This window comes from Mesorhizobium sp. ISC15 (assembly GCF_037162615.1).
In the GTDB taxonomy this organism is placed as follows: domain Bacteria; phylum Pseudomonadota; class Alphaproteobacteria; order Rhizobiales; family Rhizobiaceae; genus Mesorhizobium; species Mesorhizobium mediterraneum.
The window spans coordinates 1,430,027-1,455,076 of sequence record NZ_JAVSPX010000001.1 but is presented as its reverse complement, the minus strand read 5'-3'; the positions used below and the strand labels follow the sequence as shown (position 1 = coordinate 1,455,076).

The window sequence follows — 25,050 nt, the reverse complement described above, 5'->3', positions numbered from 1 at the left end:
GCTCCCACGCTCACTGACAAAGCCGTGTCTAGAGCGGCTGGGTCGTGTAATCCCCTTCCGGCTCGTAGAGGCCGTCCTCGATCTTGGTCTTGTGGACGACATTCAGCCGGCCGCCTTCGACCTTCGAAATGTTCTGGATGCCAAAGCACTGATGGATCTTGCCGTTGAAGGTCTTCGGCCCCTGCGGATGCTCGGGGCCTTCGGCGAACTCGGTCAAGGCTTCGGTCGCCTCGACCAGCTTGGCGCGGTCTTCTGGACCCTTGTAGCCGGCATCCTCCATGGCCTTCTTGACGACATAGAGCGTTTCCCAGCAGCCGAACATGTGCGCGGCGGTAGACACGTCCTTGGGATCGCCGACGGCAGCACCATTGTCGTCGATGCCGACGGCGGCGCGATAGGCCTTCTGCGCGGCGGAGTCGTCAGGCTGCGCGTAGCGCGGCGAGCCTTCCCAGAAATGGCTGCCGTCGAGGAATTCGAGGCCGGGGCTGTTGATGTCGGTGGCCTCGAGCGAATCGATGAAGCCGAACAGTTGCGGCCGGTTGGAGCCGTAGAATTCGCCGAGCTCCTTGACGAAGGTGAGCACCGCCGGGCCGACCATGACGTGGTAGATCACCTCGGTCTCGGCCGGGATCTGCGGAAAATATTTGGTGAAGGACGATTCCGTCGGCGGGATGGCGATCTGGGCGATGACCTCGGCGCCTTGCGCCTTCAGCGCCGACGGCAGGTAGTCGCGATGATCATAGCCGAAGGCGAAATCGGGGAAGATCTGTGTCACCTTCTTGCCGGCGTTCGCCGCAATCCATGGCGCCATCGACTGGATCTGGCTCTTCACGTCGGTGATGCCGGGCTGGAAGACGTAGCGGTTGAGCTTGGTCGAGGCGACGTGGTGGCCTTCGCTGACGACAAAATAGGGCATCTTGGCTTCGCCGGCGGCGGGCGCCGAGCCGATGACGACATGCGAAAACAGCGTGCCGTAGACGATGTCGGTCTTGTGCTGGGTGGCGAACTTGCCGACCACTTCGGCGCCTCGGCCGGGATCGGTGCCGTCATCCTCGATGATGACCTCGACCGGCCGGCCGTTGATGCCGCCGGCTTCGTTGATCGCCTTGACCGCAGCGGCGGTGGTCTTTTCATACCAGCGGCCATAGGCGGCGCCAATGCCGGTGCGGTGGGACTGGAAGCCGATCTTTATCGGCGCCGAGCTCTGCGCCTGGCTGTACCGCACGAACCCAGGCGCGACGGCAAGGCAGGCGCCCGCGGCCAACCCCTTCAGCGCGGTGCGGCGGGTGAGGCCGGTTTTGGAGAGATCGAAAAACCCATTCTTGTCAGTCACGGCAGTTCCCCTTGTTTTTTGAGTTTTGACCAATGGCTGTAGCGAGGTGGGCCACTCTTAATAAGAGGGCCGAAATTGCATGTGTACAAACTAAATCACCAAAGCCCTGATGTGGCAAGCGGGCTTTCCCTGGGGATTAATCGACGCCATCGAGCCGGGCTTTTGTCTCATCCGGCCGCCGGCGTGGCAAGCAACCACAGGCCGAAGACAGTATAGGCGATCATCAGCACGGTGAGCGGAAACTGGCTGAGCGTGGCGCGGGCGGGAACCGGGTGCAATCGCCAGGCGAGGCCATGCGCGACGAGCACGGCGAGCATGTGACCGGCGATGATGACGCCGGCCTGGAGATTCCACAGCCACCACGCCGAGCCGGCGCCGGCGACCACGCCGGCTTCGATCTGCATATCGGCGGTGCCGAACAGGTTCCAGCCCAGCGCGAAGGGGTCGGAAAGGGCGGCGATGGCGTATTGGCCATCGACCAGCAGCGCCGTCAGATAATGCGCGACATGATAGGCGAGCGCGATCGGCACGATCGACCAGACCAGCAGCCCGGCGGCCTGACTGAGGGAATGCTCGCTTCCGGCCAGGCGCTGGCCGAGGACAATTGCAAGAATGAATGCGGCTGCAAGCAAGACGAACGTCAGCACGAGACCGAAGGTGCCGATGCCGATCACCGCCGTGCGGCCGGGAAACTCCAGCGGATTGATGCCGAACAGGCCGAGCCAGAAGAAGGTTTTCGACAGGCCGTCGAAGGAGACCGACGACAGCGCCAGCAACAGGAAAGCGAGGCCACTGGGCGACAGCGGCGCGGCATTGCTGAGCTTGGCGCCCGGCCAGCACAGACTGAGCCGGCCGTCTTCATTGCGCTCGACTTCATTGCGCTCGACGACGGCGAAGCGCGCAATCATGGCGAAGAAGACGGCCAGGAACTCGCCTCGCCGGCTCCAGTCGCGGTAGCCGAACACCAGCATGGCGGCAAAGCTCAGCAGCCAATAGAAGCCGGCGGCCCAGGCCAACCGTGCCGGATCGTCGGGCGCCGGGTCGATCAGCTCGAACCAGGCGAAGGCGAAGAACAGCGCGACGGCCGGCCAGCAGCCGAGCCAAGGGGGCGGGCGCCATGTCCGCCGCTTGCCGAACAGGCGCGAGATGACGCGCCAAGGCCCGTACCAGGGGTTCAGCCAGGACCAGAGATTGCCGAACAGGCCCTGCAGCGAGGCCAGCCCAACCCAGAGCAGCGTCCAGATGGTGAGGGGCAACGGGTTGGAGAGCGGATCGCGGCTGCCGAACAGGCCGGCCGCGACAAGAATTGCAAAGCCGGCAAAGAATATCAGACTGACGATAGTCCGTGCGCCGTCGCCGAATGCGAAAAGCGGCAGGCGCCGCCGCCAGAGGCGGTTGATGGAGTCCGGCGGCAGCAGCGCCAGAACGAGGAAGCTGGCGGCGACAGCGAGCGCCCCGCCGACGACGTAGTAGCCGGTGGGGAGGAGCAGGACGTGGCCGCGGTCGGAGGCATGAGCGAAGGCGGGGGTGGGCAGGAGTAAACACAGGGTTGCAAGCAATACCGCCAGCGAAAGACGACGGCGCTTTACGGCGCCCCCCTCTGTCCTGCCGGACATCTCCCCCACTTGGGGGGAGATCGGCAGTTCGCTCGATCGGCGCCTTCCATGCGATGTTGGAGATTGGCGAAGGTGCAGATGACAGCCAATCTCCCCCCTCGTGGGGGAGATGTCCGGCAGGACAGAGGGGGGCGCGAAGGAACTCATGCTTTCGGAGAATTCCGTCTTGTCAGCCCCCTCACCCTCACACCTTGACCAGCTGCTCCACGCGGTCTTTCTCGCCAAAGATCCTGATGTAACGCTCGATCTCCTTCTCGTCGCCGGTCGCCTTGGCCGGGTTGTCGGAGAGCTTGACCGCCGGGCGGCCATTGGCCTCGGTGACCTTGCAGACCAGCGAGATGGCGTCGAGCCGGTTGGTCTCGGTCGGCGCGCAACCCTCGAAATCATTGGTCAGGTTGGTGCCCCAGCCGAACGACATGCGCACCTTGCCGTGGAAATGGCGGTAGGTTTCCTCGATGGTCTCGACCTCGAGCCCGTCGGAGAAGATCAGCAGCTTCTGCCTGGGGTCCTTGCCCTTTTCGCGCCACCAGGAAAGGATCTTTTCGCCGCCTTCGATCGGCGGCGCGCTGTCGGGGCGAAAACCGGTCCAGTCGGCGATCCACTCCGGCGCATCACGCAGGAACGCCGCGGTGCCGAAGGTGTCCGGCAGCACGATCAGCAAATTGCCGCCATAATAGCGCTGCCAGTCCTGCAGCACCTTGTAGGGCGACTGTTTCAATTCCTTTTCCGAATTGGCGAGCGCGGCGAACACCATCGGCAGCTCATGCGCGTTGGTGCCGAGCGCTTCGAGGTCGTTGTCCATGGCGAGCAGCACGTTGGAGGTGCCGGTGAAAGCCTCGCCGATGCCTTCCTTGAGCGCTTCGACGCACCAGCGCTGCCACAGGAAGGAATGGCGGCGGCGTGTGCCGAAATCCGAAATGCGGATATCGGGCAGCGCTTTCAGCCGCTCGGTCTTGGCCCACATCTTGGCCTTGGCGCGGGCATAGAGCACGTCGAGCACGAAGGGCCCGAACGCCCGCATGGCCGCGCGTGAACGAAGTTCGTTGATGATGGCGAGCGCCGGGATCTCCCACAGCGTCGTGTACATCCACGGGCCGCTGAAGCTCAATTCGTACTGGCCATCGCGCTTGGAAAGCTCGTATTCCGGCAGCTGGAAATCTTCGAGCCAGGCGAGGAACTCCGGCTCGAATATCTGCTTGCGGCCATAGAAGGTGTTGCCGCCAAGCCAGATCATCTCCTTCTTCGAGAAACGCAAGGTGCGGGCATGGTCGAGTTGATCACGCAGTTCCGCCTCGTCGATCTCGTCGGCAAGGCGGACCGAGGTGGTGCGATTGATCAGTGAGAAGGTGGCATCGACCTTGGGATACATGCCCCAGATCATCTGCAGCATCAGCAGCTTGTAGAAATCGGTGTCGAGCAGGCTGCGGACGATCGGGTCGAGCTTCCAGGTGTGGTTGTAGACGCGCCGCGCTATATCGGTCTTAGTCATGTCTCGATGCCGCCTTCACTGCTCGCTTCCTGCGGAAGCCTCTTAGCATTGAATTTTTGAATGCGCTCCCCGCTTTGCGGGCTGGCCCGACAAAAAGAGAGCCGGCGGCATGTATGCGGCTTCGGCAATTGCAGCCTCAGGACGCGGTCTTGGCGCCGACCACTCGCAGCGCCGGGCGCTTCCTGCGGATGCCGATGCGGCCCGCCACCGGCGCATCGGCGCGGCCGTCAGCCTGCTCCTTTTCGGCAAACAGCCAGTCGATGAACAGCTGCACGATCGGCGCCGACCTCATCTCGTTGCGACAGACGACGTAGAAATCGTCGACCGCCGGCACCGACAGGCTGAACGGCGCGACAAGCAGCCCCCTGGCGAGCAGCCCGCTTGCCGTCACTGTATCGCCAAGCGCCACGCCATGACCATGAACCGCAGCCTCGCTCGCCATGCGCGCGTCGCCGAGATGATGGCGGCGGCCGCGCTCCAGGTCCAGCGCGTCGGCGGCGGCCAGCCAGGTGTGCCATTCACGGCCGTCGTCGCCATGCAGGAAGACATGATCGGCGAGATCGCGCACGGTGCGGATCGGACGGTTGTTGATCAGCGTCGGACTGACCACCGGGAACAGCTCGAGGCCCGACCATTTGCGCATCCAGCAATCGGTCCAGCTGCCGTCGCCATAGTGCACGCAGATGTCGATATGCGGCGCGCGGATGTCCTTGGCGTCATTGGATGGGATCAGCGTCAGCCTGATATCAGGGTATTGCGAGGTGAAGCTGCCGAGCCGCGGGATCATCCACAGCAGGAGCAGCGCCGGCACACAAGACACCGACAAGGCGCCGGTGCTCGCCGGCCTGGTCATGCGCTGCGTGGCGGCAGCGATGCCGTCGAAGGCGGTCGACACTGCCGGCAGCAATTCGGCGCCGTGTGGCGTCAGCTTCACCCGCTGACCGGCGCGCTCGAACAGCTTGACGCCAAGCGATTGTTCGAGCGCCTTGATCTGATGGCTGATGGCGCCATGGGTGACGTTCAACTCAGCTGCCGCCTTGGTCAGCGAGGCGTGACGCGCCGTCGCCTCGAAGGCCCGCAATGGATTCAAAGGTGGCAGACGCTTGGCCATCAGATTCCCGCTGGAGCACGATCCCGAGAAGTGGGACCCGGTTTTCGGACAGGTCGTGCTCAACATTGATGTGAGATTTCCTCACAGCGAAGACCCTAACAATATCAATTGATTTTTCAATGCGGCTACAAGACACTTTGCCCGGGAACAGTATCAAGACCTGAAATGCGCAGGCAGCCGGCGGGATGGCGACCGTCATTGATGGCCGCACTGCGCCAGCCATGGAGGACCGACATGGGTTATAACAGCGGCAAGCTCGAAGCGTTGCGCCGCAAATATGGCGAAAGCCATGGCGGCGAGATGTTCGACCCGAAATTCCGGAAGGTCGCCGACAAGATCTTTTCCAAGAGCGGCACGCGGCTGGCGCCCTATTCCGGCATCCCGACCTTCCTCGCCGCGCCCTATCGGCAAATTGCCGCCGACAATCCGGATTTCGGCGATCTGCAGGTGGCGATGATCGGCGTGCCGATGGATCTCGGCGTCACCAACCGGCCCGGGGCCCGCTTCGGGCCAAGGGCGCTGCGCGCCATCGAGCGCATCGGGCCCTACAATCATGTGCTGGAATGCGCCCCGACGCATGAGCTGAAGGTGGCCGACATCGGCGACGTGCCGTTCCAGAGCCGCTACCGGCTGGAAACCAGCCATGACGACATCGAGCGCCGCACCAACCAGATCGTCGACGCCGGCGTCATTCCGCTTTCGGTCGGCGGCGATCATTCGATCAGCCATCCGATCCTGAAGGCCGTCGGCAAAAAGGCGCCCGTCGGCATGATCCACATCGACGCCCATTGCGACACCAGCGGCCTGTTCGACATGACCAAGTTCCATCATGGCGGGCCGTTCCGCAACGCGGTGCTGGACGGCGTGCTCGACCCGACCCGCACCATCCAGATCGGCATCCGCGGCTCGGCCGAATATCTGTGGGAGTTCACCTACGAATCCGGCATGACCGTCGTGCATGCCGAAGAGGTGACCGGCCTCGGCGTCCCCGCCATCATCGAGAAGGCGCGAAAGATCGTCGGCGACGGGCCGACCTATGTGTCCTTCGACATCGACAGCGTCGATCCGGCCTTCGCGCCGGGCACCGGCACGCCGGAAGTCGGCGGGCTGACGACGCGGGAAGTGCTTGAACTGCTGCGCGGCCTGAAGGGCCTCAACATCGTCGGCGGCGACGTCGTCGAGGTGGCGCCGCAATATGACGCAACCACCAACACCGCACATGCCGGCGCGCAGGTGCTGTTCGAGATCCTCAGCCTGATGGTCTTCAGCCCGGCGATAACAGGCAAGGGAGCCTGAGGGAGCCCGACACCGAATCCAAGGCGACCGCCGCGCTGGAGCCGGCGGCCGCAGTCAAACAAACAAGCTTCCAGCAGGGGAACGACAATGACATTTCACATGAAGCTCAAATCATCCATCGCCGCCGCGCTGCTGCTCGCCGGTTTTGGTCTCGCCACCCAGGCCGCCAATGCCGACGCGGTCGACGACATCACCAAGGCCGGCGCCATCAATGTCGGCATTTTCTCCGACTTTCCGCCCTTCTCCTCGGCCAGTGCCGATATGAGCATCAAGGGCTATGACATCGACGTGGCGCAGTTCATCGCCGACCAGCTCAAGGTCAAGCTCAATTTGGTCAGCGTGACCGGCCAGAACCGCATCCCGTATCTTACCGACAAGCGCGTCGATATCCTGATGAGCGTCGGCTACTCCAAGGAGCGTGAGCAGGTGATCGATTTCGCCGCCGCCTATGCACCCTATTATATCGCCGTGATTGGCCCGGCCGCGCTCAAGGTCGAAGGCAAGGACGACCTCGCCGACAAGTCGATCGCCGTCAACCGCGGCACGCTGGAAGATACGTCGCTTACCGAGGCAGCACCCGCCTCGGCCGATATCCGCCGTTTCGACAACTATAATTCCGTCATCCAGGCCTTCATCTCGGGCCAGACCCAGCTGATGGTCGTCGGCAACGACGTCGGCGCTCAGGTGCTCGCCCGCCAAGAGGCGCTGAAGCCGGAGCAGAAGTTCCAGCTCCTCACCTCACCCTCGCATATCGGCCTCAACAAGAACGAGGACCGCCTGAAGCAGGCCGTCAACGACGCGATCGCCAAGATGCTGGCCGACGGCAAGCTGGACGAAAGCTCGAAGGCCTGGCTCAAGACGCCGCTCAATCCCGACAACCTCAAGGATTGACATCGGGTGGGCTATAGCCTCGACTTCGGCTGGCTTGCCGATGCGACAGGCGCGATCGCGCGAGGGGCGGCCACGACGATCCTCTTGATCGCCGTGACCACGCTCGCGGGAACGTTCCTCAGCATCCTCGGCGCGGCGGGGCGGCGAAACGGCCCCCTGCTGCTCAAGCGGGCGATCGGCGTCTATGTCGAAATTATCAGGAACACGCCGTTCCTGGTGCAGCTGTTCTTCATCTTCTTTGGGCTGCCCAGCATCGGCATAAGGCTCGATCCGGTGCTGGCCGCCATGCTGGCGATGACGCTTAATATGGCGGCCTACACGATCGAGATCGTCGGCGCCGGGCTCGACGCCGTGCCGCGTGGGCAGACGGAAGCGGCCCTGGCGCTTGGCCTCCGGCCGCGCCAGGTCTTCGTCAAGATCGTGCTGCCGCAGGCGCTCAAGGTGATCTTTCCGGCGTTGACCAGCCAGATCGTCATCATGATGCTGGAGTCCGCCGTCGTGTCGCAGATCGCGGTGCGTGAGCTGACCTACGAGGCCGACATGCTGCAGGCGCGCACCTTCCGCGCTTTCGAGACCTATTTCGTGGTGACAATGGTCTATCTCGTCCTGTCGATGGGGCTGCGCCGGCTGCTGGTCAGCGGCGGCCGCCGCGCTCTGGGAGCCGGCGTGTCATGATCGAATTCACCTTCTGGGATATCGTCCGCAACCTTCTGCTCGCCGCCCGCTGGACGGTGCTTCTGTCATTGGCGGCCTTCGTCGGCGGCGGCGTGGTCGGCATGGTCGTGCTGTTCTTCCGCATCGCCAAGAACAAGTGGAGCCGGCGAATTGCTTCGGGCTACATCGCGCTTTTCCAGGGAACGCCGCTGCTCATGCAGCTCTTCCTGATGTTCTTTGGCCTGCCGATGCTGGGCTTGCGTATCGAACCGTGGACCGCCGCCGCATTTGGTCTCACCTTCTTCGCCAGCGCCTATCTCGCCGAAATCTGGCGCGGCGGCGTCGATGCGCTGCCGCGCGGCCAGTGGGATGCGGGCGCCAGCCTCGGCCTTCATTATCTGCAGGAACTCAGGCTGATCATCCTGCCGCAGGCGTTTTCTATCACCCGCGCGCCGACCGTCGGTTTCCTGGTGCAGTTGATCAAGTCGACCGCGCTGACCTCAATCATCGGTTTCGAGGAACTGGTCAGGACATCCAACGCCATCAACAATGCGACCTTCGAGCCGTTCACCGTGTATGGGCTGGTCGCTTTGATCTTCTTCATCATGTGCTTCCCGCTGACGCAATACGCACGTTCGCTTGAACGACGGGCAACTAAAAACTAGGACGCCGGTTCTGCGACTAGCGCTCGGATGCCTCCTTAACCGTGTTTCCGGTCACCTCTTCGGAGCTATCTCCTTGTTGGAAGAAGAGTTCTGTGTACTCTCCACATACTTTAGGAAGGGCTTGGGGATGAGAATTGCAATGTTCGTCGCGTTGGCAGCGACGGTGGCCGGATGCGCGATCTCTCCGGTCGACTATGGAGCGTCGCTTTCGAAGCAAGACCAGAAATGGGCGTCGCCGGGATGCCAGCAAGCCCGCATGGAGGCCTCGGACTACGACGCTCGCGAAAAAAAGCAGCCGGGTTGGGGGACCGGCGTCTTTCTTGGCCCGTACGGATTAGGGCTCGCAGCAGCCATCAAGGAGCACCAGCAGAAGCAACGAAAATTGTTCGCCCGCGAGGTGCACCTGCGGTGCTCAAGTCTTCCACTGCCAACGGAGTTGCAACGCGATTTAAGCCCCCAGGCCGCGAGTGCAAATCAGACGAAATACCCATAGACGTCACGACCCGCACTCCTTCGTGACGGTGCCGCTTTCATCAATGCCCAAAGGAGATCGGCGGCGCGATCCTGTCCCGCCGCAGCCAGCGCGCCAAAAGCAGCGCCGCCACCACCGCCAATCCCAACGACAGGCCGATCCAGATGCCGACGCCGTTGAGCCCGGAATGGAAGGCCAGCAGCACGCCGAGCGGCAGGCCGATGCCCCAATAGCCGATCGCGGCATAGATCATCGGCACCGTGGTGTCGTGCAGGCCGCGCAGCATGCCGGCGGCCACGGCCTGCGCTCCGTCGAAAATCTGGAACAGCGCGGCAAAGGCCAGGAACGACACGGCAAGCCCGATCACCCTGGCATTGGCCGGGTTACCGAGGTCGATGAAAGCGCTGATCAGCAATTGCGGCCACAGGATCATCGCCAATCCCATCAGCGCCATGAAGGAGACGCCGATGACAAAGGCGGTCCAGCCGGCGCGGGAGACACCTTCCGCATCGCTGGCGCCATGGGCCAGCCCGACGCGCACCGTCGCCGCCTGGTTCAGGCCAAGCGGCACCATGAAGGAGATCGATGCGATCTGGATGGCAATGGCATGCGCCGCGAGCGAGTCCGCATCGATCAGGCCCATGAGAAGCGCCGCAGCATTGAAGATCGTCACCTCGAACGCCAGGAGGCCGGCGATCGGCAGGCCGAGCCGCAGCAGGCCCTTGAAGCGCGGCCAGTCGGCCCGCCAGAAGCGCCCGAACAGACGGTAGCGGCGAAACTTCGGCTCAAGCATCACCACCGCCGCCATGCCGACGAACATCAGCATGCTCGACAGCGTGGTGGCGAGGCCGGAGCCGGCAATACCCATCGAAGGAATGCCGAGATTGCCGAACATGAACACCCAGTTGAAGAGGGCGTTGCAGGCGACGGCAACGAAGACGATGACCAGCGCCCAGCCCGGCCGCTCCAGCGCCGAGATGAACGAGCGCAGGACGATGTACCCGTAGAAGGGCAGCACCGCCCATTCGAGCCAGCGCAGGTAGATGCCGGCCTGATGCGCGAGCGCCGGCTCCTGGCCCATGGCCAGCAACACGGCCTCGCCGTGCCAGAGAAAGATCCAGATCGGAATGCAGATGAGGATCGCCAGCCACAGGCCCTGGCGCACGGTGCGGCGTAGGTCGCGCACCGAATGACGACGGCGGCCGAGCTCGGTGGCGATCATTGGCGAGGTCGCCAGCATCAGGCCGAGCCCGAAGATCAGCGGCATGAAATAGAGGTTGGCGCCGAGGGCGCCGCTGGCCAGCGTGTCCGGACCCAGCCGTCCCATCATCATGACGTCGGTGGCGGTCATCGCGGTCTGGCCGAGATTGGTGAGCACCATCGGCCAGGCGAGCGCCAGCGTCGCCCTGATTTCCTGACGCCAAAGGTTTTCCGGCGCGCGAGCGCCGGCTTCGATCGCAGACATTTTTTCGCCTATCCGATTGCGGCGCGTCGGCTAAAGCCGGAAGCCACGTCTCAGCGCGGAAAATGGCCGTGATCGGCCCGGATTCCGCATTAACCGCACGGCTTGTCTACGAAATGGGCAGCTATGGCAAGAGGCTGACGCGGGGAAGGGTTAAGCCAGCAAAGTCGCAGAGGTCTCAATCATGCCTATTGGCGCGCCTATTGGAGAAAGCATGGAAGCCACTATAGTTTGCGTTGTGGCCAATCCGACACCGGCAGGCGGCGTACAGATTTCATCGAAAGGCATGCGGATGAGCGCGTTTCTCGAAATCTATCTGGTTCGGCATGGCGAGACGGAATGGAGCGCCTCCGGAAAGCACACCGGCCTGACCGACATACCGTTGACGCCTGCCGGCGAGGAGGCGGCCGGGCGGATCGCTGAGCGGTTGCAGGGCCTTTCGTTCCAGGCTGTCTGGTCGAGCCCGTCTCAGCGCGCCTTCAAGACTTGCACGCTGGCCGGCTTCGGCTCGGCCTGCGTGAAGCTGGCCGATCTGGCGGAATGGGATTACGGCGCTTACGAGGGCCTGACCACCAAGCAGATCCTCATCGAGCGTCCAGGCTGGCGTCTCTTTCGCGACGGCTGCCCAAGCGGCGAAGCGGCGCAGGATGTCGGCGCGAGGGCGGACCGGATCGTCAACCAACTGCGCGAGGTCGGCGGCAATGTCCTGGTTTTCTCAAGCGCTCATTTCCTGCGGGTGCTGGCCGCGCGCTGGCTCGGCCTGCCGCCGCAAGACGGCGCCCTCCTCGTCCTGGATACCGCCAGCATAAGCGTGCTCGGCTACGAGCACGACCTCGGCGAACCAATTATCCGGCGCTGGAACCAGAGATAGCAGACGCATTGCAGGCTGTTCGAGCCTATCTGATCGCGTCCAGCGCCTGCCTCTGCCGATGCATCTCCAAAAACACGCGGTAGTCGCGATCGAACCGGCCGGCGGCAGCCGGATTCGACGCCCGCTTCCTGCCGCCCTGCTGCATGGCGACGCAAGCGGCGTTCAGATCAGGGAAAAGCCCGGCGGCGGTGGCCGCAACCATGCCGGTGCCGAGCAGCACCGCCTCGTCGGCCAGCGGCTCGACCACCGTGCAGCCGGTGGCGTCGGCGTAAAGCTCCATCAGCAGCGGGTTCTTGGTGTGCCCGCCGGTGACATGCAGCGTGTCGATCAGATAGCCGTTCTCGTTCAGTGCCTCCAGCACATGGCGCACGCCCAGCGCGATGCCGACGGCGGTGCGCCAATAGAGCTTGCACAGGCTGTCGAAGGAGGAATCCAGCGTCAGTCCGCTGATGACGCCGACCGCATGCGGATCGGCGAGCGGCGAGCGGTTGCCGTGGAAATCCGGCAGCACATGCAGCCTTCCGGCAAGATTCTCGCCCTCTATGGCACGCAGTTCGGCGACACGCCGGGCGATCCTGGCGTGCATGGCGGCGTCCGGCTCACCGCCGGCGCCATGCCAGCGGATGATGTGGTCGAGCAGCGCGCCGGTCGCCGATTGACCGCCTTCCGACAGCCAAAGCTTGGGAAGGCCCGCCCCATAGTAAGGGCCCCAGACTCCGGCAAAGGGTTGCGGATCGGGTGACATCGCCATGACGCAGCTCGACGTGCCGGCGATCAGCGCCAGATGGCGGCCGATGTTGGTTTCATCGCCGGCAAAGCCACCGAGGACCCCGAGAGCGCCGGCATAGGCATCAATGACGCCGGCGCCGACCCGGCATTTTTCGGTCAGGCCAAGCTCAGCTGCAGCTTCCGCGCTCAGCCGGCCGATATCGGTGCCGACCGGGCTGGCCTTGTCAGGCAGATTGCCATGCTCGAAAAGGTCGCCAAGGCCGACGGCTTCGAAGAAGCTGCGCCGCCAGCCGGTTTCCTCATGCGCCAGATAGGTCCACTTGGCGGTCAGCGTGCACTGCGAACGGGCGAGCGAGCCGGTCGCCTTCCAGGTGAGAAAGTCGGTGAGGTCGAATAAATAGCCGGCTTCATTCCATGTTCCGGGCAGGTTGCGCTTCAGCCACATCAGCTTCGGCGTTGCCATTTCCGGCGACATGACGCCGCCGATATAGTCGAGCACGGCATGGCCGCTTTCGGTGCATTCATCCGCCTCGGCAATGGCGCGGTGATCGAGCCAGACGACGGTGTCCCAGCGCCTTTCGCCTGACACCGACACGCTGAGCTGGCCACCATCCCTGCCCCGCACCACGAGCGAGCAGGTGGCATCGAAGGAGACGCCGACGATATTCTCCGGCGCCACGCCGGCCTTTTCGCGGGCGGCGCGCACCGCAATGCAGACTGCCGACCAGATATCTTGCGAATCGTGTTCGGCGTGATCGGCCTTCGGCCGGTTCATGACGATCGGGTGCTCGGCGCGACCGAGCAAGGTGCCTCCGGTGTCGAGAATGCCTGCGCGGGCGCTCCCGGTGCCGACATCGACCGCGCAAACGAAACTTTTCGTCAAGGTGTTCCTGCTCTCGCTCCCAGGCCTGCAATCAGATCAGGCAATTGCAGCATGTCAGCGAATATAAAGTCCGGCTCACTCGACGCAAGCCGCGCTTTCAGTGCCGGGTTGCCAGTATGTGAGCCGCCGGTGAAGGCAAGGACGCGCATGCCTGCAGCCCGCGCCGCTTCGATGCCGGCGGGGCTGTCCTCGATGACCAGACAATTTTGCGGGATTGCTCCCATTTTGGCGGCTGCGTGGAGAAAAAGGTCCGGCGCCGGCTTGCCCCGCGCGACCATGGCGGCGCTGAACAGATGCGGCTCCAAGAGCTCGAGCAGCCCGGTGACGTCGAGCGCATAACGGATGCGGTCCAGCGTGCCGGAGGAAGCGACGCAGCATGGCAGCCCGAGCCTCGGCAGAACCTGCCCGATGCCGGGGATCGGCTTCAGCTCCTCGCGAAACTTGCGCATCAGCTCGACACGCATCCCGGTCAGATGCTGGTCGGTGATAACAATCGCGAAGTCGCTAAGAAGAATTTCGCGAACGCTTTTCATGCTCTTGCCGAGAAAATGCTCATAGGCGATCTCCTCGCTGATCGTGCCGCCGGCAAGCGTGATCATGCCAAGCAGCGCCGCGACGGACAGTGTCTCGCTATCGACCAGCACGCCGTCGCAGTCGAAGATGACCAGATCAGGCGTCATTGCAGGGCCTTCATGGGCGAGACTTCATGGATATTGAGCCGATTTTAGAGCTGGCCGGCGAGGTAGCGCGTCAGTGTCGCACGCGCGCCGTCGGCCCAGAGCGCCTTGAGCGCATTGGCAAAGGCTTCGACAAACGGCGCCGCGCGGCCGACATCGCCATAGATGTCCTCCATGGCAAGCCAGGCGGCAGGCGCATCCTTTGCCGCCCTGGCGGTCGTCTGCAGCCGGTCCCAGCTCGGATCGTTGGGTTCGATGACGGCTCCGCTATCCGTCGTGCCGAAGCAGTAGCGGCACCAGAGCGCCGATTCCAGCGCCAGGCCAGCGACGCCCTTGCCGGCTTTCAGCCGGTCGGCGATGGTCGGGATGATAAATTTCGGCTGCCGGTTGGAGCCATCGAGACAAAGCCTGCGGATCGTGTCGCCGATCTTCGGATTGGAGAAGCGGTGCTCGATGAGTTGATAATAGTCCTCCAGCACGGTGTCCGGCACCGGTGGCACGGTCGGGATGATCTCGTCGTGCTCCAGTCTGTCGAGAAAGCCGCGCACCAGCGGCTCCTGCATCGCCTCGTGGACGAAATGGATGTCCATCAGTCCGGCCGGATAGGCGATGGTCGCATGGCCGCCATTGAGGATGCGGATCTTCATCAGCTCGTAGGGCGCGACATCGCTGACGAACTGCACGCCGACCTTCTCCAACGGCGGGCGGCCGTCGGTGAAATGGTCCTCCAGCACCCATTGCTTGAACGGCTCGCAGAACACCGGCCAGTTGTCTTCAAGGCCGAACTCGCTCGACAGAATGCCGCGCTCACGGTCGGTGGTGGCCGGCGTGATGCGGTCGACCATGCCATTGGGAAAGGCGACTTCCTCGCCCACCCACTTCGCCAGATCCTCGTCGATCAGCCGCGCGAGACCAACGACGCCGTCAGAGGTGACATGGCCGTTGTGGGGGATGTTGTCGCAAGACATGACCGTGAAGGGCACGATGCCGTTGTCGCGGCGGCGGATCAGCCCGGCAAGGATGATGCCGAAGACGGTCTTCGGCGTAGCGCCCGGCTCAGCATCGGCGACAATGTCGGGATGGGTTGGATTGAACACGCCGGACGCCGGATCGATGAAGTAGCCGCCTTCGGTGATGGTCAGAGAAACGATCCTTATCGCCGGATCGGCGAGCCGTTCGATGATCGCGGCCGCATCGCCCGGCATCAGGAAATCGACCATGACGCCGGTGACGCGGGCGCTCATATGACCACTGTCCTGCTCGACCACGGTGGTCAGCCAGTCCTGTTCCTGCAGCTTGCCGCGGCCGACCTTCTCGCCCTCGAAGACGCCGGCGCCGACCAGTGCCCAGTCGTGGCCAACGCCCGAATTGAACAGATCGTCGAGATAGACTGCCTGGTGCGAGCGGTGGAAATTGCCGACGCCGAAATGCACGATGCCGGCTTTGAGCGCAGCGCGATCATATTTCGGGCCGGCAACCTTGGGCGGAAGCTTGGCGAGGATGGAAGACGAGAGTTTCACGGCCATTTGCTTTTTATCCTTGGGCGGGACGGCTCTTCTCCCCGTGGAGGAAACGGGGAGAAGAGCGCCTTCGCCCCCCTCAACTCATCCACTGGCCACCGTCGACATTGTAGGTCTGGGCGACGATGTACTCGGCGTCCTCGCTGGCCAGGAACACCGCCATGCCGGTGAGGTCTTGCGCCGTGCCCATACGGCCATAAGGCACCGCCTCGCCGACCAGCCGCTTCTTCTCGCCTTTCGGCCGGTTCTCGTACTTGGCGAACAGGGAATCGACATGATCCCAGTGCTCGCCGTCGACGACGCCCGGCGCGATGGCATTGACGTTGATGCGGTGCTTGATCAGATCGAGCCCAGCCGACTGGGTGAGCGAGATGACGGCGGCCTTGGTGGCGCAATAGACGCCAACCAGCGCCTCGCCGCGGCGCCCGGCCTGGCTCGCCATGTTGATGATCTTGCCGCCCTTGCCCCGGGCGATCATCGAGCGGGCGGCTGCCTGCAGCATGAACAGCGTGCCGGCGACATTGACGGAAAACAGACGATCGTAACTCGCTTTGGTGATCTCGACGATCGGCGCCAGGTCGAACAAAGCGGCGTTGTTGATCAGGATGTCCAGCCCGCCGGTCCTTGTCTCGACCGCTTTCACCGCCGCCTCGATCGAAGCGAGGTCGGTGACGTCGAGCTTGACCGCATAGGCTTTCGCACCGATCTCGGAAGCCGTCTTTTCCGCAGCTTCGAGATTGATGTCGCCGATCGCAACCGTGGCGCCCTCGCGCGCATAGGCTTCGGCGAACGCCCTGCCGATGCCGCGCGCCGAACCGGTGATCAGCGCCGATTTACCCTCGAGCCTCATTGCATCATGGCCTTTCCGTCGGCGCCGAAGCGGTGCAGCTTGGCCTTGTCCGGAGTCAGATAGATCGTGTCGCCGTGATCGACGGACAGTTCGCCGTCGGCGCGCACAGTCAGCGGACCGACGCCGTCCGCTTGCACGTGCAAAAATGTATCGGAGCCAAGGTGCTCGGCGACACCGACCGTGGCCTTCCAGTCGCCTGTTGTCGTTGAAATGTTCATATGCTCCGGACGGATACCGACGGTCCTGGCGCCGTACTTGGCCGCCGGCGCGCCTTCGATCAGGTTCATCTTTGGCGAGCCGATGAAGCCGGCGACGAACAGGTTCTTCGGCGTCTTGTAGAGCTCCATCGGCGAGCCGACCTGCTCGACATTGCCGGCATTGAGCACGACGATCTTGTCGGCCATGGTCATCGCCTCGACCTGGTCGTGGGTGACGTAGACCATCGTCGTCTTGAGCTGATGATGCAGCTCACTGATTTCCAGCCGCATGGTGCCGCGCAGGGCCGCGTCGAGGTTGGACAAAGGTTCGTCGAACAGGAAGGCCGAAGGCTGGCGCACGATGGCGCGGCCGATGGCGACGCGCTGGCGCTGACCGCCGGAGAGCTGCCCGGGGCGGCGTTCGAGATAGTTGGTGAGATTCAAGATGCGCGCCGCGTCCTTCACCTTCCTGTCGATGGTCGCCTGGTCCTCTCCTGCCATCTTCAGCGGAAAGGCGATGTTCTTGGCCACCGTCATATGCGGGTAGAGCGCATAGGACTGGAACACCATGGCCAGCTTGCGCTTGGCCGGTGCCTCGCCGGTCACGTCGCGGCCGTCGATGTTGATGGTGCCGGCGGTGGTGTCCTCCAACCCGGCGATCAGCCGCAGCAGCGTGGACTTGCCGCAGCCCGACGGGCCGACGAAGACGACGAACTCGCCGTTCTCGATGACCAGATCGATGCCCGGAATGATGATCGTCGACCCGAAGGACTTGGAGACGTTCTTGAGCGTGATGTTTCCCATGGTTTCCTCCCCGAGGGGTTATTTTTCGTCTGATGCTTCAGGCAATGTCCGTCACTTCACGGCGCCAAAGGTCAGGCCGCGCACCAGCTGCTTCTGGCTGAACCAGCCCATGATCAGGATCGGCGCGATCGCCAGCGTCGAGGCCGCCGAGAGCTTGGCCCAGAACAACCCTTGAGGGCTTGAGAAGGAGCTGATGAAGGCGGTGAGGGGTGCTGCCTCGGTGGTGGTCAGCCGGATCGTCCAGAACGCCTCGTTCCACGCCAGGATGATGTTGAGCAGCATCGTCGAGGCGATGCCCGGCACCGCCATCGGCGTCAGCACATAGACGATCTCGTTCCAGAGCGAGGCGCCGTCCATGCGCGCCGCTTCCAATATCTCGCCGGGGATTTCGCGGAAATAGGTGTAGAGCATCCACACCACGATCGGCAGGTTGATCAGCATCAGCATGATCATCAGGCCGATGCGGCTGTCGAGCAATCCGGTATCGCGGAAGATCAGGTAGATCGGGAACAGCACGGCAACCGCCGGCATCATCTTGGTGGAAAGCATCCACATCAGGATGTCCTTGGTCCACTTGCCCGGCGAGAACGCCATCGACCATGCCGCCGGTATGGCGACAAGCAAGGCCAGAATGGTCGAGCCGACCGACAGGAATACCGAGTTGAGGAAGAACTTGAAGTAGCCGCTCTGCGCCTCGACCGCGGTATAGCTCTCCGTGGTTCCCGACGGAAACAGGTTGAAGCCCTGGATGGCCTCCTGCTCCGACTTGAACGAGGTGATGATCGTATAGAGGATCGGGAAGAAGATCAGCAGAGCGACGATCCAGGCGGCCGCGGTCGCAATCGTCTTGTGCTGGGTGCTGACTGCACGTGCCATGGTCAGGTCCTCACGTATCGGCGATGCTGGCGGCAGGGTCGACCCCCACTCCGGTTTGCTGCGCAAACCACCTCTCCCCCGATCGACGGGGTAGAGGAAGGGCGCGGCTTCGATGCAGGCGTTTCCTCTCCCCCGGGCAGGGGGAGAGGTGTCCCGCGCAGCGGGACGGAGTGGGGGTGGTTCAGCGCACGTAGCATCGATTCCCTCCCTTATTTGTCCAGGTTCTTGCCGACCGCGCGCATGGCGAAGAAGGCGACGATGTTGGCGAGAATGACGGCGAGGATACCGCCGGCGGATGCCTGGCCGATTTTGAACTCCAGCAGCGCCTTCTGGTAGACGAGGAAGGGCAGGTTGGTGGAGGCGTAACCGGGGCCGCCATTGGTGGTGACGAGGATCTCGGCATAGACCGACAGCAGGAAGATCGTCTGGATCAGGATGACGACGGTGATGGCGCGCGACATGTGCGGCAGCGTCAGATAGATGAAGCGGCTGATGAAGCCGGCCCCGTCCATCTCGGCGGCCTCTTTCTGCTCGCCGTCTAACGACTGCAGCGAGGTCAAAAGAATCAATGTCGCAAATGGCAGCCACTGCCAGGCGACGATGATGATGATCGCCAGCATGGGATATTGCCCGAACCAGTCGATCGGCTGCCCGCCGAAGAAGCGCGCAATATCGGCAAAGACGCCGTATTGCGGATGCATGATCATGTTCTTCCAGACCAGCGCTGCCACCGGCGGCATGACGAAGAACGGCGAGATGACGAGGATGCGGACGATGCCCTGTCCCCATATCGGCTGATCGAGCAGGAGGGCCAGCAGGATGCCGCCGATCACCGTGATCAAAAGCACGCTGACCACGAGGATAAGCGTGTTGAGGATCGACTGCAGGAATGCCGGGTTTGAATAGAAAAGCGCGTAGTTCGAGAAGCCGACGAACCCGTCGCGGATCGGGTTGAGCGGGTTGTACTGCTGGAAGGAGAACCACAGGGTGAACGCCAGCGGCACGATCATCCAGACGAACAGCAGCACCACGGATGGCGCCATCATGAAGCGGGCAAGCGAACGGGTCTGCTGAGTAGCCATGACGGTCACCCTTCAAAGGTCAGCCAAATTTTCGAAAGTGTGAAGGTGGCCGCCCGAACTGGGATTCGGGCGGCCCCTTTGCCGGCCATGATAGGCAACCGGCGTTCGGCACCGGGAGGAGCCTTACTGGATATAACCGCCCTCGGTCATCGTCGCGGTGGCAGCGTCCTGCGCCTGCTTCAAGGCGTCGTCGACGCTCGTCTGGCCGGCGAGTGCCGCCGAGAACAGCTGGCCGACAGTCGTGCCAAGGCCCTGGAACTCGGGGATGGCGACGAACTGGACGCCGACATAGGGCACCGGCTTGACGGTCGGATGCGTCGGATCGGCGGCGTTGATCGAGTCCAGCGTCATCTTGGCGAAGGGCGCCGCCTTCTGGTATTCGGGGTTGTTGTAGAGTGAAGTGCGCGTTCCGGGCGGAACATTGGCCCAGCCTTCCTTCGATGCGACGAGCTCGGCATAGGCTTTGCTGGTTGCCCAGGAGACGAATTTCTGAGCGGCGTCAGCCTTCTGCGTGCCGGCTGGAATGGCCAGCGACCAGGCCCACAGCCAGTTGCCGCGCTTGCCAAGCCCGTTGTCGGGAGCAAGCGCGTAACCGACCTTGTCTGCGACTGTTGAGTTCTTCGGGTCGGAGACGAAGGACGCGGCGACGGTGGCGTCGATCCACATGCCGCACTTGCCCTGCTGGAACAGCGCCAGGTTTTCGTTGAAGCCGTTCGAAGACGCGCCCTCGGGGCCATTGGCCTTCATCAGGTCGACATAGAACTGCAGCGTGTTCTTCCACTCGGGCTGGTCGAACTGCGGCTTCCAGTTCTCATCGAACCAGCGTGCGCCGAAGGAGTTCGACATGGCGGTCAGGAAGGCCATGTTCTCGCCCCAGCCGGCCTTGCCGCGCAGGCAGACACCGTTCACGCCGCTAGCGCGATCCGTCATCTTGTCGGCGGCTTGCTTGATGAAGTCCCAGGTCGGCGCGTCGGGCATGGTCAGCCCGGCCTTCTCCATCAGGTCCTTGCGGTACATGACGAAGGAGCTTTCGCCGTAAAACGGCGCTGCGTAAAGGGTGCCGTCGACCGACAGGCCGCCGGCGATCGCCGGGATGATGTCCTTGACGTCATAGTCGTCGCCGAGCTTGTCGAGCGGCAGCAGCCAGCTCTGCTTGGCCCAGATCGGAACCTCGTAGGTGCCGATGGTCATCACGTCGTACTGGCCACCCTTGGTGGCGATGTCGGTGGTGACGCGCTCGCGCAGCACGTTCTCCTCGAGCGTGACCCACTGGAGCTGGATGTCGGGGTTCTTGGCGGTGAAGTCGGCGGTCAGCTTCTGCATGCGGACCATATCGCCATTGTTGACAGTGGCGATGGTGATGGATTCGGCATGCGCGGCGAACGCAAAGGCGCTGGCCGACAACAGACCCAGGGTGAGCGTGCGAAGTTTCATCAAATTCCTCCCATAAACCAAGCTGAGCATTTGCCTTGGCTATGGGCAATTACTCACTCTCCGTGAATTATGTCAAGCCGGATTCGTTGCTGCAGCGCAGCACGCGGGCTCGTGCGGCATCCGATTCCAGACGCTTTCGGGAATATTTGAAGGCGGTTGGTATCTGTCTCGGCACGCCCGAAATGTCGGATTTCGGTGCCCTCTTGATCGGATGGATTGTTGACCTATTGGCCGGCGATCTCAGCCAGGATCCATTCGCGAAAAGCGCGGATCTTCGGCACGTTGCGCCGCGCCTGGGGATAGACCAGCCAATAGGCATGGCCGTCGTCGCCGACCAGATCGAACGGCTGGATCAGGCGGCCATCGGCAAGCTCGGCCTTGAAAAGCGCGGCCGTCACGATCGCCACGCCCTGCCCGGCGATCGCGGCGTTGGCCTCGTAGGCCTGCGCACCCATGCTGGAGCCGGGGCGCTTGGCCAATTCCTCGACCGGCAGGCCGGCGGCGATAAACCAGTCCCGCCACCAGATGTCGCCTGGGTCGAGGATCGGCAGGCGCAACAGATCGGCAGGCTCCTTCACCCCGCCAATGGACGCCGCGAGTTTCGGGCTCAGCATCGGCGTGAAATCCGCATTGAAAAGCTTGTGCACTTCCACGCCCGGCCAGTTTCCCCCGCCTGAACGGATGGCGATGTCGATATCCTCGCGGGTGAAGTCGACCACGCGGTTCGATGTGTCGAGGCGAACCGCCAGCGACGGGTGCGCGACCTGAAACGAGCCGAGATGCCGCGCCAGCCAATTCGAGGCAAAGGTCAGCAGCGTCGAGACACAGAGCACCCCATCGGCGCCGCTGCGCGCGGCGGCATAGGCTCCGCCCAACAGGGCGAACGCCTCGCTGACCGCAGGCGCCATGCGTTGCCCCGCCTCGGTCAGCACGATCTGCCTTGGCCGGCGCAAGAACAGAGGCGCGCCGACGCGCTCCTCCAGAAGCTTGATCTGATAGCTCGCCGCCGCCTGCGTCATGCCAAGCTCGCCGGCGGCCTTGGTGAAGGAAAGATGCCGCGCCACCGCCTCGAACACGCGGATCGCCTGAAGCGGAGGGAGTTGGGAGACCTGCCGTGACTTGAGTTCAGGCATAAGCCCTCCTTATGGGCCGTGATCGACGTTTGATTGGCAGCAAGGCGCCGTCAAGCCAATATTTGTGGTCGACGCATCAATCAGTTCAAGCATAGCGAAGGCTGACGATCATGACCACGATCCAGGAAAAGCTGTTTCTAACGCCAGGCCAAAGCTGGTTTTCGCGGCTGGCGCGCGGGCTTGCACGGCACGCGGCGAGAAAACGGGCCTATCTCGACATCAGGGAACTGCCGTCGCATCTGCAGCGCGACATGGGTTTTCTCGATGGCAACGATCCTTACGGTCGGCACAAATAGCCTTGCTGGACTTATCCCTAATCAACTGGCCGCCAGCAAAGCGGCGGCAGTCCGTTCGTCGGTGATGAGGCCGTTGACCAGCCGCCGGTTTACAGCCGCAAGGATGCCGGGCAGCTTCCGCTCGCCCATGGCGAGCGCGATCACCAGAGACTTTTCGCGCGACGGCAGCGACGCCGAAGACACCCTGTCATTGGTGATGCCCTCGATCATCCGGCCTTCGCGATCGAAGACCCAGCCGACGATCTCGGCGACGCCGCCGGCTTTCTGCAGCGCCTTCAATTCACTTTCCGAAATGAAGCCGTCTTCATAGAGCGGCGCCTTCGGGCCGAGATCGCCGATGCCGATGAACGTGACGTCGGCTTCCGCTGCAAGCGCCAGCGTCGGTTGAATCATCGGTTGGCTGAGCAGCATCTCGCGCTCCTCCGGCGAGGAGGCGATGACCGGCAACGGCATCGGGAAGGAGCGCGCCTTGACCCTGTCGGCCATGGTGAAGATGACGTTGTAGAAGGCGGCCGAGCCGTCGGGCGAGATGTTGCCGGTCAGCGACACGACCTTGTGCTGAGGGCATTCCATCGGCGGCAGCTGCTCGATTGCCGCCTTCAGCGTCCGGCCGGTGCCGATCGCCATGACGATCGGCGTCGGCGACCGCAGCCGCCGTTCAATCTCGGCCGCCGCCGCCTCGGCGACGCCGATGATGGTCGAGGAGGAAGCAGGATCGCTCGGCACCACCTCGACCAGATCGAGCGCGAAGCGCGATTTCAGTCGCGCCGCGAGATCGAGGCAATTGGCGATCGGGTGGTCGACGCGCACCTTGATCAGCCCTTCCGACACCGCCAGCGACACAAGCCGCTGCGCCGTCTGCCGTGAGATGCCGAGCGTCGAGGCGATCTGGTCCTGCGTGTTGCCGGCGACATAATAGAGCCAGCCGGCGCGTGCCGCGTCGTCCAGCCTGTTGCTGCCGCTGTCCTGCCGGGAATTCAACTTGCTGCCTCCCTGCCCCGAGCATCAAGGCGGGGGGCGCTTTACTTTTAAGGGGGAATGCGCTTGTGCGCAATTGCCTATCACCAGAGCAATTGCTTAGGTGAACTGCCCGAGGCGCCTGTGGTGCTTAGAGTGGATGATCGTAGCCAAGCAATTTTTGAAGTCCCGCAATGTCCGTGCAGTCAGGCGCGGCGGTTTATCTCCCGACGCAAACCCTTTAAGGGATTCAGACAAAGGAGCCTCGCATGACGCCGAAAGCGGTTTTCTGGGACATGGACGGCACGCTGGTCGATAGCGAGCCGTTGCACGAGGCGGCGCTGGTGGCGGCGCTGCACAGCGTCGGCATCGCGGCGCCGGCCAACCTGCATGAGCGGGTGCTGGGCATTGCGGCATGGCCGGTCTACGAGATGCTGCGCGACGAGTTCGGCCTCGACCTGCCCTTCGACGACTGGATCGTGCGCAAATACGATCACTATCTGCCGATGGCCGAGACGCTGAAGCCGCGCATCGGCGCGATCGAGATTTTTAACGAGCTGCGCGCGCTTGGCGTGGCGCAGGCGGTGGTGTCCAATTCCGACCGGCTGATCGTCGATGCCAATCTGCGCGCGGTTGGCCTCTTCTATCCCGGCATGAAGACAATCAGCCGCAATGACGTGCACGAGGGCAAGCCGCACGCCGAACCCTTCCTGCGCGCCGCTTGGCTGGCCGGTGTCGATCCGGCCGATGCCGTGGCCGTCGACGACAGCGTGACCGGCGCCACGGCGGGGCTGGCGGCGGGGATGAGGACGATCTTCTGGCCGGAGGCGCCTATGGACGGGCCGCCCGGCGCGATCGTCATCAACAGCGCCGACGAATTGCGGGCGGAGCTGGGGCTTTAAGTATCAGTTCCGGTAAACAGGCTCCTGCTCGTCGAGGATCGCCTTCAATTCAGACAGGTGCCGTTCGGCCTGGCCGGGATAGTCCTCTTGCTCCAGCGCTGCTTTTTCCGCGATTTCATCCGGCAGGACCCGCAGCGGACGGCCGGTCCACAGCGCCTTGATATAGGTCTCGGCGGCGCGCTCGAAATAGAACATGCGGTTGAAGGTGTCGGCAACGGTATCGCCGATGACCAGCACGCCATGGTTGCCCATGACCATCACCTTGACCTTCGGATCGGTAAGCAGCTGCGAGCAGCGTTCGCCCTCCTCCTCGAAGGCGAGCCCGCCATAGTGGCCGTCGACGACGTGGCGGTTGAAGAAGATCGCCGAGTTCTGGTCGATCGGCGGCAGCGTCGAGTCGGCGAGCGAGGCGAGCACGGTGGCGTGGATCGAGTGCACATGCATGACACAACGCGCATGACGCACATTGCGATGGATGGCGCCGTGCAGGCCCCATGCCGTCGGGTCGGGCGCATTCGGGCCGGAGAGGGTGTCGGGGTCGTTGGCGTCGATCAGCAGCAGGTCGCTCGCCTTGATGCGCGAGAAATGCACCTGGTTGGGATTCATCAGGAATTGCGAGCCGCCATCGTTGACGGCCAGCGAGAAATGATTTGCCACCGCCTCGTGCATGTTGAGCCGCGCCGTCCAGCGGAAGGCGCAAGCCAGATCGACGCGCTCCTCGTAGAAAGGCAGGTTGGTCAGCATTTCCTTCTGCAGGCGGGCGATGCTCATCGAAAACCTCCGTGAAAGAAGCAAGGATGCCGCGCGCCGGCGGGACGCGCAACCGGTTTCGTTTGGTGCAGGCGAGCGC

24 protein-coding genes are annotated in these 25,050 nt (G+C 63.3%); 8 read left to right on the top strand and 16 right to left on the bottom strand.

Annotated features, from left to right (window positions below; translation table 11 throughout):
* Window positions 1-28: 28 nt before the first annotated feature.
* The 4 genes from RPG13_RS07245 to gcvA (RPG13_RS07230) all read right to left on the bottom strand — a co-directional run bounded on the left by RPG13_RS07245 (window position 29) and on the right by gcvA (RPG13_RS07230) (window position 5,549).
* Entirely contained in the window at window positions 29-1,333 is a 1,305-nt protein-coding gene (locus tag RPG13_RS07245; protein ID WP_128241615.1) for an ABC transporter substrate-binding protein, read from the bottom strand.
* 167 nt (window positions 1,334-1,500) lie between these two features.
* Window positions 1,501-2,949 carry a hypothetical protein gene (locus tag RPG13_RS07240; RefSeq protein ID WP_292626914.1) on the bottom strand — a complete coding sequence of 483 codons (1,449 nt, stop codon included), beginning with the start codon at window positions 2,947-2,949 and terminating at the stop codon, window positions 1,501-1,503.
* 184 nt (window positions 2,950-3,133) lie between these two features.
* Window positions 3,134-4,438 carry a nicotinate phosphoribosyltransferase gene (pncB, locus tag RPG13_RS07235; protein ID WP_337124757.1) on the bottom strand — a complete coding sequence of 435 codons (1,305 nt, stop codon included), beginning with the start codon at window positions 4,436-4,438 and terminating at the stop codon, window positions 3,134-3,136.
* A 136-nt stretch (window positions 4,439-4,574) separates the two neighbouring features.
* Window positions 4,575-5,549: a transcriptional regulator GcvA gene (gene gcvA / locus RPG13_RS07230; protein ID WP_126104087.1), complete on the bottom strand. Its 975-nt coding sequence runs from the start codon at window positions 5,547-5,549 to the stop codon at window positions 4,575-4,577.
* Window positions 5,550-5,783: 234 nt separating this feature from the next.
* Between gcvA (RPG13_RS07230) and speB the strand changes: the two genes are divergently transcribed.
* The 5 genes from speB to RPG13_RS07205 all read left to right on the top strand — a co-directional run bounded on the left by speB (window position 5,784) and on the right by RPG13_RS07205 (window position 9,548).
* The gene (gene speB / locus RPG13_RS07225) at window positions 5,784-6,845 is read left to right on the top strand and encodes an agmatinase (protein ID WP_127206636.1); all 1,062 of its coding nucleotides are present in this window, start codon (window positions 5,784-5,786) and stop codon (window positions 6,843-6,845) included.
* Between the two features lie 87 nt (window positions 6,846-6,932).
* Window positions 6,933-7,736 carry a transporter substrate-binding domain-containing protein gene (locus tag RPG13_RS07220; RefSeq protein ID WP_337124756.1) on the top strand — a complete coding sequence of 268 codons (804 nt, stop codon included), beginning with the start codon at window positions 6,933-6,935 and terminating at the stop codon, window positions 7,734-7,736.
* Between the two features lie 6 nt (window positions 7,737-7,742).
* Complete coding sequence (locus RPG13_RS07215; RefSeq protein ID WP_127206635.1) at window positions 7,743-8,411, top strand: amino acid ABC transporter permease; 669 nt, start codon at window positions 7,743-7,745, stop codon at window positions 8,409-8,411.
* Window positions 8,408-9,055, top strand: a complete 648-nt coding sequence (locus tag RPG13_RS07210) for an amino acid ABC transporter permease (RefSeq protein ID WP_126104091.1) — start codon at window positions 8,408-8,410, stop codon at window positions 9,053-9,055. The genes RPG13_RS07215 and RPG13_RS07210 overlap by 4 nt, the downstream gene beginning before the upstream one ends.
* A gap of 127 nt (window positions 9,056-9,182) precedes the next feature.
* Entirely contained in the window at window positions 9,183-9,548 is a 366-nt protein-coding gene (locus RPG13_RS07205; RefSeq protein WP_095485083.1) for a hypothetical protein, read from the top strand.
* Between the two features lie 40 nt (window positions 9,549-9,588).
* Here the strand turns inward: RPG13_RS07205 and RPG13_RS07200 are convergent, their stop codons facing one another.
* On the bottom strand, window positions 9,589-10,992 hold the full coding sequence (locus RPG13_RS07200; RefSeq protein WP_095484583.1) for an MATE family efflux transporter: 1,404 nt from the start codon (window positions 10,990-10,992) through the stop codon (window positions 9,589-9,591).
* Window positions 10,993-11,281: 289 nt separating this feature from the next.
* On the opposite strand from RPG13_RS07200, the gene RPG13_RS07195 reads away from it, so the two are divergent.
* Window positions 11,282-11,860, top strand: a complete 579-nt coding sequence (locus tag RPG13_RS07195; protein WP_127205565.1) for a histidine phosphatase family protein — start codon at window positions 11,282-11,284, stop codon at window positions 11,858-11,860.
* Window positions 11,861-11,885: 25 nt separating this feature from the next.
* Here RPG13_RS07195 and RPG13_RS07190 read toward each other — a convergent pair whose 3' ends face one another.
* From RPG13_RS07190 to gcvA (RPG13_RS07150), 9 genes are all read right to left on the bottom strand, one after another.
* Window positions 11,886-13,472 (bottom strand): FGGY-family carbohydrate kinase, encoded by a 1,587-nt coding sequence (locus RPG13_RS07190; RefSeq protein ID WP_337124755.1) that lies wholly within the window; start codon window positions 13,470-13,472, stop codon window positions 11,886-11,888.
* Entirely contained in the window at window positions 13,469-14,152 is a 684-nt protein-coding gene (locus RPG13_RS07185) for an HAD family hydrolase (RefSeq protein WP_337124754.1), read from the bottom strand. The genes RPG13_RS07190 and RPG13_RS07185 overlap by 4 nt, the downstream gene beginning before the upstream one ends.
* Before the next feature lie 44 nt (window positions 14,153-14,196).
* A complete protein-coding gene (locus tag RPG13_RS07180; RefSeq protein ID WP_127205550.1) occupies window positions 14,197-15,675 on the bottom strand; it encodes a mannitol dehydrogenase family protein in 1,479 nt (492 codons plus the stop codon).
* 73 nt (window positions 15,676-15,748) lie between these two features.
* A complete protein-coding gene (locus RPG13_RS07175; protein WP_337124753.1) occupies window positions 15,749-16,519 on the bottom strand; it encodes an L-iditol 2-dehydrogenase in 771 nt (256 codons plus the stop codon).
* Complete coding sequence (locus RPG13_RS07170) at window positions 16,516-17,520, bottom strand: ABC transporter ATP-binding protein (RefSeq protein ID WP_095484589.1); 1,005 nt, start codon at window positions 17,518-17,520, stop codon at window positions 16,516-16,518. The genes RPG13_RS07175 and RPG13_RS07170 overlap by 4 nt, the downstream gene beginning before the upstream one ends.
* 51 nt (window positions 17,521-17,571) lie before the next feature.
* A complete protein-coding gene (locus RPG13_RS07165; protein ID WP_023801521.1) occupies window positions 17,572-18,396 on the bottom strand; it encodes a carbohydrate ABC transporter permease in 825 nt (274 codons plus the stop codon).
* A gap of 209 nt (window positions 18,397-18,605) precedes the next feature.
* On the bottom strand, window positions 18,606-19,478 hold the full coding sequence (locus RPG13_RS07160; RefSeq protein ID WP_095484591.1) for a carbohydrate ABC transporter permease: 873 nt from the start codon (window positions 19,476-19,478) through the stop codon (window positions 18,606-18,608).
* 123 nt (window positions 19,479-19,601) lie between these two features.
* Window positions 19,602-20,912, bottom strand: a complete 1,311-nt coding sequence (locus RPG13_RS07155; protein ID WP_337124752.1) for an ABC transporter substrate-binding protein — start codon at window positions 20,910-20,912, stop codon at window positions 19,602-19,604.
* A gap of 224 nt (window positions 20,913-21,136) precedes the next feature.
* Window positions 21,137-22,045, bottom strand: a complete 909-nt coding sequence (gene gcvA / locus RPG13_RS07150) for a transcriptional regulator GcvA (protein WP_292646369.1) — start codon at window positions 22,043-22,045, stop codon at window positions 21,137-21,139.
* Window positions 22,046-22,155: 110 nt separating this feature from the next.
* Here gcvA (RPG13_RS07150) and RPG13_RS07145 point away from each other — a divergent pair, with 110 nt between their 5' ends.
* Entirely contained in the window at window positions 22,156-22,341 is a 186-nt protein-coding gene (locus RPG13_RS07145; protein ID WP_095484594.1) for a hypothetical protein, read from the top strand.
* 21 nt (window positions 22,342-22,362) lie between these two features.
* Here RPG13_RS07145 and RPG13_RS07140 read toward each other — a convergent pair whose 3' ends face one another.
* Complete coding sequence (locus RPG13_RS07140; protein WP_095484595.1) at window positions 22,363-23,322, bottom strand: sugar-binding transcriptional regulator; 960 nt, start codon at window positions 23,320-23,322, stop codon at window positions 22,363-22,365.
* Window positions 23,323-23,567: 245 nt separating this feature from the next.
* Here RPG13_RS07140 and RPG13_RS07135 point away from each other — a divergent pair, with 245 nt between their 5' ends.
* A complete protein-coding gene (locus RPG13_RS07135; RefSeq protein WP_095484596.1) occupies window positions 23,568-24,200 on the top strand; it encodes an HAD family hydrolase in 633 nt (210 codons plus the stop codon).
* A gap of 3 nt (window positions 24,201-24,203) precedes the next feature.
* Here the strand turns inward: RPG13_RS07135 and RPG13_RS07130 are convergent, their stop codons facing one another.
* Entirely contained in the window at window positions 24,204-24,971 is a 768-nt protein-coding gene (locus RPG13_RS07130) for a class II aldolase and adducin N-terminal domain-containing protein (RefSeq protein ID WP_127291303.1), read from the bottom strand.
* Window positions 24,972-25,050 lie beyond the last annotated feature (79 nt).

Coding starts and splice junctions, on each gene's coding strand:
- RPG13_RS07130 (WP_127291303.1), bottom strand. CDS start 24,971: ATGAGCATCGCCCGCCTGCAGAAGGAAATGCTGACCAACCTGCCTTTC.
- RPG13_RS07220 (WP_337124756.1), top strand. CDS start 6,933: ATGACATTTCACATGAAGCTCAAATCATCCATCGCCGCCGCGCTGCTG.
- RPG13_RS07205 (WP_095485083.1), top strand. CDS start 9,183: ATGAGAATTGCAATGTTCGTCGCGTTGGCAGCGACGGTGGCCGGATGC.
- pncB (WP_337124757.1), bottom strand. CDS start 4,438: ATGACTAAGACCGATATAGCGCGGCGCGTCTACAACCACACCTGGAAG.
- RPG13_RS07200 (WP_095484583.1), bottom strand. CDS start 10,992: ATGTCTGCGATCGAAGCCGGCGCTCGCGCGCCGGAAAACCTTTGGCGT.
- gcvA (WP_126104087.1), bottom strand. CDS start 5,549: ATGGCCAAGCGTCTGCCACCTTTGAATCCATTGCGGGCCTTCGAGGCG.
- RPG13_RS07175 (WP_337124753.1), bottom strand. CDS start 16,519: ATGAGGCTCGAGGGTAAATCGGCGCTGATCACCGGTTCGGCGCGCGGC.
- RPG13_RS07180 (WP_127205550.1), bottom strand. CDS start 15,675: ATGGCCGTGAAACTCTCGTCTTCCATCCTCGCCAAGCTTCCGCCCAAG.
- RPG13_RS07165 (WP_023801521.1), bottom strand. CDS start 18,396: ATGGCACGTGCAGTCAGCACCCAGCACAAGACGATTGCGACCGCGGCC.
- RPG13_RS07185 (WP_337124754.1), bottom strand. CDS start 14,152: ATGACGCCTGATCTGGTCATCTTCGACTGCGACGGCGTGCTGGTCGAT.
- RPG13_RS07160 (WP_095484591.1), bottom strand. CDS start 19,478: ATGGCTACTCAGCAGACCCGTTCGCTTGCCCGCTTCATGATGGCGCCA.
- speB (WP_127206636.1), top strand. CDS start 5,784: ATGGGTTATAACAGCGGCAAGCTCGAAGCGTTGCGCCGCAAATATGGC.
- RPG13_RS07155 (WP_337124752.1), bottom strand. CDS start 20,912: ATGAAACTTCGCACGCTCACCCTGGGTCTGTTGTCGGCCAGCGCCTTT.
- RPG13_RS07240 (WP_292626914.1), bottom strand. CDS start 2,949: ATGTCCGGCAGGACAGAGGGGGGCGCCGTAAAGCGCCGTCGTCTTTCG.
- RPG13_RS07210 (WP_126104091.1), top strand. CDS start 8,408: ATGATCGAATTCACCTTCTGGGATATCGTCCGCAACCTTCTGCTCGCC.
- RPG13_RS07145 (WP_095484594.1), top strand. CDS start 22,156: ATGACCACGATCCAGGAAAAGCTGTTTCTAACGCCAGGCCAAAGCTGG.
- RPG13_RS07170 (WP_095484589.1), bottom strand. CDS start 17,520: ATGGGAAACATCACGCTCAAGAACGTCTCCAAGTCCTTCGGGTCGACG.
- RPG13_RS07135 (WP_095484596.1), top strand. CDS start 23,568: ATGACGCCGAAAGCGGTTTTCTGGGACATGGACGGCACGCTGGTCGAT.
- RPG13_RS07195 (WP_127205565.1), top strand. CDS start 11,282: ATGAGCGCGTTTCTCGAAATCTATCTGGTTCGGCATGGCGAGACGGAA.
- gcvA (WP_292646369.1), bottom strand. CDS start 22,045: ATGCCTGAACTCAAGTCACGGCAGGTCTCCCAACTCCCTCCGCTTCAG.